Genomic DNA, 12,467 nt, shown 5'->3' with positions numbered 1-12,467 from the left:
ACCCGCGTCCGCGCCCGTGCGGCGCCTGCGATCGGTGCGGGTGCGGATCCTGGCCGCGATCCTGGTCGTGACGGCGCTCGGGCTCCTCGTCTCGGGAGGCGCGTCATTCCTCCTGCAGCGCGACCGGATCCTGGCGTCGATCGACGAGGAGCTGCGCCAGCAGGTCGAGAGCGTGCGCACCATCGTCGAATCGCCCGAGGAGGCGGTGGTCGTCGAGCCGGACGACGCTCCCCTCACCGCGGCGCCGACCGACGGCTCCGGCTTCACCGACATGGACGCCCTGCTGCGGACCGTCCTCGGGCAGGTGCTGCCCCGGCTCGACGGGAGCACGGTGGGACTCGTCGACGGTGTCGCGCGCTGGGAGCCGCAGCCGTACGCCCTCAGCTTCCTGCTCGACGACGACGCCGCGTTCCTGGACCGGGTGTCGGAGGAGACCGCTGCCGGCGCGACCGTGCTGGGCTGGGGCGAGACCGACGACGGGACCCTGCGGTACGCGGCCGTGCCGCTCCGGGTGGAGGGCGCGGGCACCGAGGGCGTCTTCGTCACCGCGATCGACACCGACGCGCGGCTGTCGGATCTGAGCGATGTCTCGCTCAGCTACGCGGTGATCGCCCTGGTCGCCCTCGCCGCGACGGGGCTGGTCGGCTGGTTCGTCGCCGGCCGGCTCCTCTCCCCCATCCGCGAGCTGCGGCGGACCGCCTCGCGCATCACCGCGACCGACCTGGGCGAGCGGATCCCGGTCGCCGGCGACGACGACGTCTCGGACCTCACCCGGACGGTGAACGACATGATCGGCCGGCTCGAGGGCTCGTTCGAGGCGCAGCGCCGGCTCCTGGCCGACGTGCGGCACGAGCTCGGCACGCCGATCACGATCGTCCGCGGGCACCTGGAGCTCGTCGACACCCGCGATCCCGAGGACGTCGAGTCGACGCGGGCGATCGCGCTCGACGAGCTGGACCGGATGGGGCACCTGCTGGAGGACATCGCGGAGCTGTCCGAGGCGGAGCGCGAGGACCGCCTCGCCCCGCAGCCCACCGCAATCGGCGAGCTGACCCGCCAGGTGCTCGCGAAGGTCTCGGTGATCCCCGGGCCCCGGTGGCGCTCCGGGCCCGTCGCCGAGGTCCGGATCGACGCCGATGCGGCCCGCCTGACGCAGGCCTGGCTGCAGCTCGCCGACAACGCGGCGAAGTACAGCCCGGAGGGGTCGACGATCGTCCTCGGCAGCGAGCGGCGCGGCGACCGGGTCGAGCTGTTCGTCACCGACGAGGGGCCCGGCATCCCGCCGGCCGCGCGCGACCGGATCTTCGAGCGCTTCGGCCGGGTCGACGACGGGCGCGGGATCCGCGGCTCCGGTCTCGGCCTCGCGATCGTGTCGGCCATCGCCCGCGCGCACGGCGGCCGGGTCGAGCTCGACTCGGTGCCCGGCCGCGGCACCCGCTTCGCCCTCTCGCTGCCGCTGGAGCGGCATCCGCACGACGACACCGACGACAGGACAGGGAGCACCGAGTGAGCACGATCCTCATCGCCGAGGACGAGGAGCGGATCGCCGCCTTCGTCGAGAAGGGCCTGCGGGCGGCGGGGTACACCACGACGCGCGCCGCCCGCGGGGACGACGCGCTGTCGTACCTCCGCGGCACCCCGTTCGACCTGGTGCTGCTGGACGTCGGACTGCCCGGGCTGGACGGGTTCGCGGTGCTGCGGGCGCTGCGGGCGGAGGGGTCGACGCTCCCCGTGATCATGCTGACGGCCCGCAGCTCGGTCACCGACACCGTCGAGGGGCTCGATCTCGGCGCGAACGACTACCTCGCGAAGCCGTTCCGCTTCGACGAGCTGCTCGCGCGGATCCGGCTGCGGCTGCGCGAGGCCGCCGCGACCGGTGCGGGCGAGGACGACGGGACGCTCGTGCACGGCGGGGTGACGCTGGATCTGCGGTCGCGCCGGGCGACGGTGGAGGGCGGGACGATCGACCTGTCCGCCCGCGAGTTCGCCCTGGCCGAGGAGTTCCTCCGCCACCCCGAGCAGGTCCTCAGCCGCGAGCAGCTGCTCAGCCGGGTGTGGGGCTACGACTTCGACCCGGGCTCGAACGTGGTGGACGTCTACGTGCGCTACCTGCGGGGCAAGATCGGCGCCGACCGAATCGAGACGGTGCGCGGCATGGGGTACCGGATGGTGGGCTGACGCCCCGGGCTAGTCGTCGGTGTCGTCGTCGACGTCGTCGTCCGGATCGTCGGTGTCCTCGTCGTCGCCGTCGTCGCCGTCGGCGGGCGCGGGGGCCGGGACCGGGACGACCGGCACGGGGGCCGTGCCCCCGCTCGGCTGAGCGGGCGGACTCGGCTCGGCGGAGGGCGCGACGGGAGCGGGCGTCGCGGCGGGGTCCGTCGCCGTCCCGGGATCGGTCGCGGTGCCCGGGTCGGCACTCGGACCCCCGGTCGGCGTCTCGTCGGCCCCGGGGGCGCGGCTCGGGCCCACGACCGGGGTGGAGCCGATCTCGGTGACCTGCTGCGGCGGCTGCATCGCGCCGGCGACGGTGACGGCGCCTCCGATGATCGCGGCGAGGCAGACGGCCGCGCCGACCGCGAGCAGGACGGGACCGCGTCGGGCCATGGGCGTCTCCTCGGGGGTCGTGCCGGTGCGGGTCGAGCGGCGGAACGGGTTCGGTGTCGATGGTCTCACGGGGCGAGGATCCTTCCGGTGGTGCGGGCGAGCGACCGGGCGGCGAGCGGGCGCCAGGCCGGTCGGAACAGGTAGAGACAGGCGAGGCGGAGTCGCGCCGCCGTGTCGTGGGCGTCGAGGCGGTGCGGAGGCACTCCGGCCCGCTCGGCGGTGCGGTCGACGATCGCGGCGGCCTCGACCGCCCGCTCGGGCGGCAGCAGCCCCTGCGCGGTGCGCAGCCGCAGATGCGCGCGCAGATTGCCGAGATCGAGCGCGGCCTCGGCCCGCGCGGCGGTGTCGAGGTCGAGCAGGGCCAGGGATCCGTCCTCGGCGGCGAGGAGCTGCTTGTCGTGCAGATCGCGGTGCGCGAGGACGAGCGGCTCGGCGGGGGCGGCGACGAGCGACTCCGACACGCGAGCGGCCGCCGCGAGCACGCCGGCGCGCTCGTGCGCGGGCAGCTGCGTCGCGGCGTGCGCGGCCCAGGTCGCGACGACGCCGGACTCCGCAGCCGGCCCGTGCTCCGGCAGCTCGGCGGGAGCCGGGGGCAGGAGCGCCCACCCCCGGGCCCAGCGCTCCCAGACCGCGCGCCACTGCTCCGACGTGGTGCGCGGATCGGAGCCGACCTCGAGCAGTGTGCGCCCGGGCAGCGCGGCGAAGCGGACGAGGCCCTCCGGGTCGCCGGCGCGGTGGAGCACCCGGGGCAGATCGAACCCTGCCGCGAAGACCTCGGCGCTCGCGTGGGCGGCCACGACTCCGGGAGCGGCGTGCGGGCGCAGCACCTTGAGGAAGCTCCCGCCGTCGGCCGAGCGCACCACGGCGCGACGGCCGGGGCGGTGGACGACGACGGAGCCCTCCCGGCGGGCGGACTCGAGGGCGGGGAGACGGCGGTCGGTGCCGGCGGGCAGGAGCCGGATCCCGCCCGAGGCACTCCAGCGGCCGCCGCGGACGTCGGGCGAGCCGGTTGCGTGCGCCTCGAGATCGGCGCCGTCGGGAGCGGGCCAGGCGCGCGTGACGGTCCACGTCACTCCGTCCTCGACGATCTCCGCGGGCACCGCGCTCAGCACGCGAGCACCCCCTCGGCCCGCGCGAGGGCGGCCTCGACGCGCTCCCGCCAGTCGGGCAGGGCGGTGCGGAACGGCTCGACGGCGCGCAGGAGCACGGCCGAGGCGGTGCGGCGGCGGAGGGCGGCGGGGTCGACCACTCCCCCGGCGGCGCGGTACGCCTCGAGCAGGGCCGCGCCGAGCGCGGAGGACGGCGGCTCCGCCGCGAGGAGCCCGCCCAGATCGCGCTCGGGCTCGTCGGCGCGGACGCGGTCGAAGTCGATCAGGCGCACACCGTCGCCGACGAGGACCTGGTCGGCGGAGAAGTCGCCGTGCACGACGGCGGAGCGGCGGCCCGCGCCGGCGAGACCGGCCGCGAGCCGCTCGAGCCGCGGGGCGAGATCCGGGACGAGATCGACGAGGGCTCGGACCGCGGAGGCGACCTCGTCGCCGGAGCCCGCGGGGACGGGGACGCCCCGCACGGCGTGCAGCCCTGCGAGGGCGGTCCCCGCCCGGGCCGCGCCGAGCTCCGAGGGGCGCTCGGTCAGATCGCCGTCGCCCCACCACGGGGTCGAGGAGGCGCCGGAGCCGATCACCGCGGGGACGAGGACGGGGACGCCCCGGTCGGCGAGGGCGCGCTGCACGCGCGCGACCTCCACGACGGACGCGGCCGCTCCGGGGGTCACGATCTTGACCACGCGCGACGTCTCGGCCACGACGAGCCGGCGGTGCGGGTTGTGCCGCAGGAGGCGGGCGCGCTCGATCAGTCCGGGCTCGAGCCGCTCGAGGCGCCGCACCGACGGCGAGAGCTCGCGATCGGCGCGCACGGGGCCGCTCACGGCGCGGAGCTCGGGGTGCTCGCGCAGGACGACCCCGATGCGCCGTGCGCGCTCCCGGGTCTTGTCGAGCTTGGCCGGATCGGCGTAGGAGGCGATCCAGCCCGGGCCGGCGGCGGCGTCGAAGGCGACCACGACGTCCGCGCCGCGCTTCCAGCGCCGACGGGTGACGCGGACGGCGACGCCCAGGGCGTCGTCGAGGCGCCGCGCGTCGAGGAGCTGAGCGAGGGCCGGGAGCGACGGGTCGCGACGGGCCAGGTGGGCGACGGCCGCCTCCGTGCCGGGCGTCATGCGCGCACCTCCTCGGTCGTCCCGGGGACCGCGGCGCGGCGGAACCAGGCGGCGACGCGGGAATCGCTGCCGAGCAGCTCCTCGGGGGTCCCGTCCTCGACGATGCGGCCGTCCTCGAGCCAGAGCAGGCGGTCGGCGCCGGCGATCGCGGCGGGGTCGTGCGTGATGGAGATCGTCGTGCGGCCTCGGGTGAGCTCGGCGAGCGACTGCGCCACCTGGGCCCGCGCCTCGGGATCGAGCCCGGTCGTGGCCTCGTCGAGGACGACGACCGGGGCGTCGCGCAGCAGCGCCCGGGCGATGGCGATGCGCTGGCGCTGGCCGCCGGACAGGGTGCCGCCGCGCTCGCCGAGCACGGTCTCGAAGCCGTCGGGCAGCGCCTCGACGAAGTCGCTCGCGTTCGCGCGCCGCGCCGCCTCCTCGACCTCGGCGTCGGTCGCGTCCAGGCGCCCGTAGCGGATGTTCTCGCGGACCGACGTGGCGAAGAGGACCGAGTCCTGCAGCAGGAGCGAGATGCTCGCGCGCAGGCTCGCCAGGGTCGCGTCGCGCAGATCGGTGCCGTCGATCGCGATGCGTCCGCGACGGGGATCGGACGCGCGCACCAGCAGGCTCGCGAGCGTCGACTTGCCGGCTCCGGAGGCGCCGAGCAGGCACACGTTCTCGCCGCCGCCGATCCGCAGCGACAGGTCGGTGAAGAGCGGGCGGCCGTAGCCGTCGTCGACTCCGATCGCCTCGAACGAGACGGCACCCGCGGTCGTGACGAGCGGCCGGGCGCCGGGGCGGTCGCGCACCTCGATCTCCTCGTCGAGCAGATCGGCGACCCGCTCCCCCGAGGCCGCGGCGCGCGCGATGCGGCCCGTGTACTTGGCGAGGTCCTTCAGCGGGCGCATGGCGATCTTGAGGTACATCGTGAAGACGACGAGGTCGCCCGGCGTCATCTGCCCCTCGAGCACGCGCCAGCCGCCGCCGGTGAGGACCAGTGCGGTCGCGACTCCCACGATCACGTCGGTGCGGCGCTCGAGCGCGGCGGCGAGACGGCGGGCCTTCACGCCCTGGTGCAGCGCGGTGGCGTTGCCGCGGTCGAACGCTCCGCCGACCTCCTTCTCGAGTCCGTAGGCCTGCACGACGCGGATCGCCCCGAGCGTCTGCTGGGCGGTGTCGGCGAGCGCGCCCTCGCCCTTGCGGGTGGAGCGCGAGGCGCTGGTGATCGACGACGAGCTGCGCCGGGAGGAGACGAGGTAGACGATCGCCGCGCCGACGACGACGAGCGTGAGCAGCGGATCCAGCCACAGCATCACGACGGTCAGCACGACGAGCGTGATGACGTTGCCGACCAGCGGGAGGCCGGCGGTGACCGCCACCTCCTGCAGTCGGCCGATGTCGCCGACGAGGCGCTGCACGGTGTCGCCCGCCGAGGACACGGTGTGGTACCGCAGCGACAGGGCCTGCACGTGCGCGAAGACGCGGGCGCGCAGCGACGTCGCGACGCGGGAGCCGACGAGGGCGAAGGCGATCGTCGAGAGGTACGCGGTGATCGCGCGCAGGCCCACCAGGCCGAGCAGGATCGCTCCGCACCCGACGAGGAGGCCGATCGTCGCGGGAGGCGTCCCCGCGTTGGCGCCGGCCGTGGCGCCCAGGCTCGCGCTGACGCTGTCGATCACGATCTTCAGCGGCCAGGGCTCGAGCACCCGGAGGATCACCTCGGCCAGCAGCGCGACGAGTCCGCCGAGCATCAGGAGGCGGTGCTCGCGCAGGTGCGGGCGCACGATGTGGAGGCTGCGGCGCAGCGCACCGGGGTCGGGGGTGGTGCGGCCGGCGCGGCTCATGCGGCGGCCTCCTGGGCGTCGGGCAGGGCGTCGAGGATCCGCCCGAGCACCCGGGACCAGTCGTGCTCGGCGACCGCGACGGCGCGGGCGGCGGCTCCCATCGCGCGGCGGCGGGCGGGATCGGCCGCGAGGTCGGCGAGCGCCGCGGCGAGCGCCTCCGCCCGCCCCGGAGCGACGACCAGACCGGTGACCCCGTGCTCGAGGATCGACGGGATCTGGCCGACGCCCGAGGCGACGACGGGGAGCCCCGCCGCCAGGTACTCGTAGACCTTCAGCGGCGAGAAGTAGTCCTCGGCGGAGCGAGCCGGGTACGGTGCGACCCCGACGTCGAGGCGGGCGAGCTGCCCGGGCATGTCCTCGGGGGCGACGGCGCCGGTGAACTCGACGTCGAGTCCGAGGCGGTCGGCCTGCTCGCGGAGCGCCGGGCCTTCGGGTCCGTCCCCCACCACGACGAGGCGGACGAGCGCGGGATCGAGGCGGGCGACCGCGTCGAGCAGCGTGCCGACTCCGTGCCACGGCTTCAGGGTGCCGACGAAGCCGACGGTGAGCGGGTGGCCGTCGCGGAACGGGGCCTCGAGGATGCGCCGGGTGTTGACGCCGTTGGGGGCGACGAGCGGGGCACGGGCGCCGCGCTCGGCGGCCCAGCGCGCCACCGGGGCGGAGACGCACGCGACGACCGCCGCCTCGGCGAGGACCGCGCGGGTGGCGTCGAGGGCCTCGTCATCGTCGATGAGGACGCGGTGCTCGCGCTGCTCGTCGATCAGCGGCGAGTTGACCTCGAGGACCGCGGGGACGCCGAGCCCGACCGAGACGAGCGCCGAGGCGCGGCTGAAGAGGGAGTAGCGCTCGTAGACCAGGTCGCACCCGTCGAGCAGGACCGCCTCGGCGAGATGCACGGCCGCGGCGGCGACCGCGCGCTCGCGCTCGGCCGGATCCTGCACCCGGGTGCGGTGCTCGAGCACGGGGACGTCGGCGAGGTCGGCCGGGACGCTGTCGCCGGCGCGGGCGCAGTAGACGCGCACGTCGTCGCCGCGCGAGCGGAGGGCGCGGAGGATCTCCTGGGCGTGGACGGAGGAGCCCTTGCTCCCGAACACGGGCACGCCGGGGTCGGCGCAGACGAAGGCGACGCGCATCACGCCACCTCCGCCGCGGAGGCGTCGCGGGTCAGGGCCGCGAGGGTGCGGGCCTGGACCCGTGAATCGAACTCGCTCTCGACCAGGGCCCGCGCGCGAGCGGTGACGCCGGCGGTGTCGAACGCCGGGTCGGCCACGCGCTGGAGCGCTCGGGCGAGGTCGTCGACGCGGCCCGGACGGCAGAGGATCCCGGTGTCGCCGTCGCGGATCACCTCGGGGATCCCCGTGACCGCGGTCGAGATGCACGGCACTCCCGTCGCCATGGCCTCCAGCAGCACGGTCGGCAGCCCGTCGGCGTTGCCGTCGCCTCCGACGATGCACGGCGCGACGAACACGTCGGAGCGGCGCAGCAGGGCGGCCACCCCGTTCTGCGGCACGGGACCCAGGAGCCGGACGCGCGACTCCAGGCCCGCGGAGCGGATCCGCTCGTCGAGCGCGTCGTGCAGCTCGCCGCCCCCCGCGATCTCGACCTCGACGTCCTGCCCGCCGGCGGCGAGCATCGCCACGGCGTCGACGAGCAGTGCGAAGCCCTTCTTCTCGACCAGCCGGCCGACCGCGGCGACCCGGAGCACGCCGGTGCGCGCCGGACGCGGCGAGAAGGCGAAGCGCTCGAGCTCGAGGCCGTTGTAGACGCGGCGGACGCGGTGCGAGGCTCCGGGGAACCGTGCGGCGAGGTGCAGCACGTTGTAGTCGCTCACCGTGACGGCGAAGCTCGCGTCGGCGAGCTTGCGCCGGAGGTCGGCGGCGTCGACGGACTCGTGGAAGAGGTCCTTCGCGTGGGCCGTGAAGGAGTAGGGCACCCCGGTCAGCAGCGACGCGAGCCGGGCGACGGTCGTGGCGCTGGAGGCGAAGTGCGCGTGCAGGTGCGTCACCCCTTCGCGCTGCACGGCGGCGGCCAGCTGCACGGCCTGCGAGGCGTCCTCGGGGCTCGCCCGCAGCAGCTCGGGCAGCAGGCGCGCGACGGACTCCATCAGCTCGGGCGACTGCTCGGCGGCCCGCAGCCCCTGCCAGAGCGCGGACGCCTTGAGAGGCTTGTCGAGGTAGCGGACCGGGGCGCTCACCCGGGCGAGCTCGGGGTGGAAGCGGGGGTCGTCGGGCGCGCGGAGCGAGACGATCACGAGGTCCTCGCCTGCGGCCTCGCGAGCCAGGATCTCCGAGACGACGAAGGTCTCGGAGAAGCGGGGGTAGACCTTGAGGACGTAGGCGGTGCGGGTCATCGGGGCTCCTGGGAGGTTCGGGGCGGGGGTCTCAGACGGCACGGTCGGCGTCCTTGCGTGCGGTGCCGCGGGCGGCGGCGACGAGCCGGGCGGCGAGCGGGCCGACGGCGGAGAGTCCGTCGAGGTCGATGCCCGAGCGGTGCACCCGGGTGCCGACCCGCGCGGCGAACCAGGCGCCGAGCGACTCGGCGGTGACGTCGTCCTGCTCGAGCACCTCGACGGCTCCGCGAGCGGCGAGCGCCTCGGCCCGCAGCCTCTGCTCCTGCCTGCGGTGCGCTCGGGGCACCACCAGCGAGGGGGCGGTGGTGCTCATCACCTCGCACACCGTGTTGTAGCCGCCCATGCTCACCACCGCGGAGGCGCGGCGCAGCAGCGCGAGCGCATCCGGCACCGAGCGGACGACCGTGGTCGAGGGCCCGGCGGCGGCCCGGATCGCGCGGCGGTGCTCGGCGGGCATCTGCGGCCCGGTGACGACGACGTGCCGGTAGCCCGCCGGCACCTCGGCCGCGACGGCCGCCTCGGCGATCGCGCGGCCGTCCGATCCTCCGCCGACGGTGGTGAGGACGAAGGGCTCCTCGACGACGGAGTGACCGGCGCCGAGCCGTCCGTTCGCGAGGAAGCCGGTGTGCGCGACGAGGTCGTGCAGCCCGGGCGGGATCTCGCCCGTGGCCGTCGGGTCGTGCACCGTCGGGTCGCCGTAGACCCAGACGGCGTCGTAGAGCTCGCGGACGGCGGCCGCTCCGCCGATCGCCTTCCACTCGGCCGAGGTCGCGGAGCGGCGGTCGAGCACGTCGCGCAGCCCGAGCACGACGACCGCGGCGGGGTTCGCCGCGCGCACCGCCCGCAGCGCCGGCTCGAGCTCGCCGTGCACGCCGAACGCGTGCCGGTCGACGATCACCATGTCGGGGGCGAAGGCGGCGAGCCCGGCCTGGACGACCCCTCCGCGCAGGCTCGTGAGGGTGCGCAGCTCGACGTCCAGGTGACGCGAGCGGTAGCCCTGGTCGCCGGTGGTGACCCCGGGCAGCGCCAGCCAGTCCCAGCCGTCGGGAGCGGCGAACGCGGTGGCCGAGGACTGCCCCGTGACCAGCAGCCCGGTCACCTCCTCGCCGAGCAGCTCGGGCAGCGCGGTGTTCAGGGCGTGCGCGAGTGCGACGTTGCGCCGGACGTGGCCGAGCCCCACGGAGTCGTGCGAGTACAGGGCGATGCGGATGACCATGGCGTTCCCCTCGGAGCGGCGTTCGCGTCCCGGGGGACACGGCGGATCCTCGACCCGTGCCCACAGCCTCCCGACGGGGCGTAAGGCCGGTGTGAGACGAGGATGAGAGGCGTCTCATCTGCTCGACCCGCCGCGGGAACACTTCGAGGCGCCCGCGCGTTGCACGCTGCATGCCTCCGACGAGCAGCAGCATCACCGCCCCCTCCCGCGCCTCGATCGACACCACGGAGTCGGCCCGCGCCGGCTGGGAGTCGTGGCTCGCCCGCCGCGCCGAGCGCGTCACCGGCCCCCGCGGCGACCTCGCCCTGGTCGAGACCCGCTGGCTCGATCCGGGCGAGAGCGTCGACGACGAAGCGGCGCTCGCCGGCTACGGCCCCACCGCCACCCTCACCCGGATGCGCCGGCCGAGCCTCGACGCCGGCGAGGAGGAGTACGGCTACCGCGTGTGGGACGCCGCCTCGGAGGGCATCCGCTCGTTCGACGCGATCGAGACCTTCCCGTTCGACGCCGCCTGGGTGCTCGAGGCCTGGTTCGAGCCGGTCGACGAGGACCGCACCATCCCGTTCGAGCACCTGCGCGACAACGGCGCGACGCGCGAGCTCGTGGTCCCGGGCGACATCACCTTCTCGCTCGTCGACGACGGCAGCGCCCGCGAGTACACCGTGGCGGCCTTCGACGACGGAGGCACGCTGCTCGTCCCCTTCGGCGACCCGACGAACCGCTCGGACGACCCGGAGCTCGCGAGCTACCCCGTGGGCCGCTTCCTCGTGGTGCAGCGCCTGGGCGGCGCGGCCGACGCCGGCACGCCGGGTCCCGTCCTCCTGGACTTCAACCGCGCCTACATCCCGCCGTGCGGCTTCTCGCCGCACTACAACTGCCCGCTCCCCCCGGCGCAGAACCGCCTCGGCGTCCCGGTGACCGCCGGCGAGCGCCGCGTGCTGCGCGCCGCAGCGGCGTGAGCGGCGCCCGCGGAGCCGATCGCTCCCGCGCATGACGCGCTTCGGGCGCCGCGGAGCGTTCTGGGTCTCGACGCTGGTGCTCGCGCTCTGCCTGTGGTCCAGCGGCGCGCCGTCGGTGCTCTACCCGAGCTACGCCGCCGAGTGGGATCTCGCCCCTGTCGTCGTCACCTCGGTCTTCGCCGCCTACCCCGCCGCGCTCCTGCTGAGCCTGCTCGTCGTCGGCGATCTCTCGGACGTCATCGGGCGCCGGCGCACGATGCTGCTGGGAGTCGCGCTCATCGCGGTCTCGGCGATCGCCTTCTCGCTGGCGAGCGGAGTCGCGCTGCTCTACGTCGGCCGCGCCCTGCAGGGCGTGGGCACCGCGCTCGCGCTCAGTGCGGCGAGCGCCTCCCTCGTCGACGACAACATCTCGGCGAACCCCCGGCTGCCCTCGTCGCTCACGACGGTGTCGACCGCCACCGGGCTGACGCTCTCGCTCCTGCTCTCGGGCGCCCTGGCGCAGTACGCGCCGCTGCCCCTGCAGCTGAGCTACTGGGTCCTCGCCCTGGTGGGCGTTGTGGCACTCGTGCTCCTCGCACTCACCCGCGACGACCGTCCCGCAGGCTCGCGGCGCTGGCGGCCCCGGCTCCCCCACGTCCCCGTGGGACTGCGCAGGGCGTACGCCGGGGCGACGCTCGCCGTGTCGGTGGCCTACGCCACCGGGGCGCTCGTGCTCTCGCTGGGCGCGCAGATGGCCCGCGAGCTCACCGGCGCGACCGATCTGCTCGTCATCGGCTCCGCTCTCGCCCTGTCCTCGATCGTCATCGGCATCACCGCGCTCGCGATCCAGCGGGTCCCCGCCCACACCGCCATCATCAGCGGGGCGATCACCGCCATCGGCGGCCTCGGACTGATGGAGGGGGCTGCGGCGAGCGGATCCTTCGCCCTCTTCCTCGCCTTCAGCGTGGTCAGCGGAGTCGGCTACTCGCTGAGCTTCTCGGGCGGTCTCGCGCTCGTCGGGCAGGCGGCCCCCGCCGAGCACCGGGGCTCGATGATCTCGGCCGTGTACCTCGTGAGCTACCTCGGCCAGGCGGCCGTCGCGATCGCCGCCGGCGCCCTGGCGACGTCCCTCGGGCTCGAGCTCGCCCTCGACCTCGTCGCTCCGGTCGTCGCGGTGCTCTGCGTCGCGGCCGGAGTCGTCGCCCTCCTCGATCTGCGGCGCAGACGTGTCGCCACCCGGCTCGCGAGCGCCTAGGGCCTCAGCGCCCGGTCAGCACCGACCGGCGCGCGACCAGCTCGTCGAGCAGCACCCGCTCGTCCA

General features: G+C 75.6%; 11 protein-coding genes. 4 read left to right on the top strand and 7 right to left on the bottom strand.

Features of this window, described 5'->3' with window-relative positions:
* A partial coding sequence (locus IOC53_RS17860) for a HAMP domain-containing sensor histidine kinase (protein ID WP_207407857.1) occupies nucleotides 1–1,510 on the top strand: 1,510 nt, incomplete at its 5' end.
* Nucleotides 1,507–2,178 carry a response regulator transcription factor gene (locus IOC53_RS17855; protein ID WP_207407855.1) on the top strand — a complete coding sequence of 224 codons (672 nt, stop codon included), beginning with the start codon at nucleotides 1,507–1,509 and terminating at the stop codon, nucleotides 2,176–2,178. The genes IOC53_RS17860 and IOC53_RS17855, both read left to right, overlap by 4 nt.
* A 9-nt stretch (nucleotides 2,179–2,187) precedes the next feature.
* Here IOC53_RS17855 and IOC53_RS17850 read toward each other — a convergent pair whose 3' ends face one another.
* From IOC53_RS17850 to IOC53_RS17820, 7 genes are read right to left on the bottom strand one after another with little or no spacing between them, the layout of a single operon-like run.
* Nucleotides 2,188–2,673 (bottom strand): hypothetical protein, encoded by a 486-nt coding sequence (locus IOC53_RS17850; RefSeq protein ID WP_207407853.1) that lies wholly within the window; start codon nucleotides 2,671–2,673, stop codon nucleotides 2,188–2,190.
* Nucleotides 2,670–3,704, bottom strand: coding sequence for a hypothetical protein (locus IOC53_RS17845; protein ID WP_207407851.1), 1,035 nt, complete (start codon nucleotides 3,702–3,704; stop codon nucleotides 2,670–2,672). The genes IOC53_RS17850 and IOC53_RS17845 overlap by 4 nt, the downstream gene beginning before the upstream one ends.
* Nucleotides 3,705–3,709: 5 nt before the next feature.
* On the bottom strand, nucleotides 3,710–4,819 hold the full coding sequence (locus tag IOC53_RS17840) for a phosphotransferase family protein (protein ID WP_207407850.1): 1,110 nt from the start codon (nucleotides 4,817–4,819) through the stop codon (nucleotides 3,710–3,712).
* A complete protein-coding gene (locus IOC53_RS17835) occupies nucleotides 4,816–6,642 on the bottom strand; it encodes an ABC transporter ATP-binding protein (RefSeq protein ID WP_207407849.1) in 1,827 nt (608 codons plus the stop codon). The genes IOC53_RS17840 and IOC53_RS17835 overlap by 4 nt, the downstream gene beginning before the upstream one ends.
* Complete coding sequence (locus IOC53_RS19340; RefSeq protein ID WP_207407859.1) at nucleotides 6,639–7,775, bottom strand: glycosyltransferase family 4 protein; 1,137 nt, start codon at nucleotides 7,773–7,775, stop codon at nucleotides 6,639–6,641. The genes IOC53_RS17835 and IOC53_RS19340 overlap by 4 nt, the downstream gene beginning before the upstream one ends.
* Entirely contained in the window at nucleotides 7,775–8,992 is a 1,218-nt protein-coding gene (locus tag IOC53_RS17825) for a glycosyltransferase (protein WP_207407848.1), read from the bottom strand. Before IOC53_RS17825 ends, IOC53_RS19340 begins: the two co-directional genes overlap by 1 nt.
* 31 nt (nucleotides 8,993–9,023) lie before the next feature.
* On the bottom strand, nucleotides 9,024–10,208 hold the full coding sequence (locus IOC53_RS17820; protein ID WP_207407847.1) for a glycosyltransferase family protein: 1,185 nt from the start codon (nucleotides 10,206–10,208) through the stop codon (nucleotides 9,024–9,026).
* Nucleotides 10,209–10,378: 170 nt separating this feature from the next.
* Here IOC53_RS17820 and IOC53_RS17815 point away from each other — a divergent pair, with 170 nt between their 5' ends.
* Together IOC53_RS17815 and IOC53_RS17810 are read left to right on the top strand one after the other, a co-directional pair.
* Complete coding sequence (locus IOC53_RS17815; protein WP_207407846.1) at nucleotides 10,379–11,167, top strand: DUF1684 domain-containing protein; 789 nt, start codon at nucleotides 10,379–10,381, stop codon at nucleotides 11,165–11,167.
* A 31-nt stretch (nucleotides 11,168–11,198) separates the two neighbouring features.
* Nucleotides 11,199–12,401: an MFS transporter gene (locus IOC53_RS17810; RefSeq protein WP_207407845.1), complete on the top strand. Its 1,203-nt coding sequence runs from the start codon at nucleotides 11,199–11,201 to the stop codon at nucleotides 12,399–12,401.
* The last annotated feature ends 66 nt before the right edge of the window (nucleotides 12,402–12,467 follow it).

Origin of the sequence: Rathayibacter sp. SD072 (assembly GCF_017355185.1) — a bacterium.
Classification (GTDB): Bacteria; Actinomycetota; Actinomycetes; order Actinomycetales; family Microbacteriaceae; genus Rathayibacter.
This window is presented reverse-complemented; position numbering and strand designations above follow the sequence as displayed.

Excerpts from the sequence above, each read along its gene's own strand:
- IOC53_RS17825 (WP_207407848.1), bottom strand. The coding sequence starts at position 8,992 with ATGACCCGCACCGCCTACGTCCTCAAGGTCTACCCCCGCTTCTCCGAG.
- IOC53_RS19340 (WP_207407859.1), bottom strand. The coding sequence starts at position 7,775 with ATGCGCGTCGCCTTCGTCTGCGCCGACCCCGGCGTGCCCGTGTTCGGG.
- IOC53_RS17820 (WP_207407847.1), bottom strand. The coding sequence starts at position 10,208 with ATGGTCATCCGCATCGCCCTGTACTCGCACGACTCCGTGGGGCTCGGC.
- IOC53_RS17815 (WP_207407846.1), top strand. The coding sequence starts at position 10,379 with ATGCCTCCGACGAGCAGCAGCATCACCGCCCCCTCCCGCGCCTCGATC.
- IOC53_RS17810 (WP_207407845.1), top strand. The coding sequence starts at position 11,199 with ATGACGCGCTTCGGGCGCCGCGGAGCGTTCTGGGTCTCGACGCTGGTG.
- IOC53_RS17840 (WP_207407850.1), bottom strand. The coding sequence starts at position 4,819 with ATGACGCCCGGCACGGAGGCGGCCGTCGCCCACCTGGCCCGTCGCGAC.
- IOC53_RS17835 (WP_207407849.1), bottom strand. The coding sequence starts at position 6,642 with ATGAGCCGCGCCGGCCGCACCACCCCCGACCCCGGTGCGCTGCGCCGC.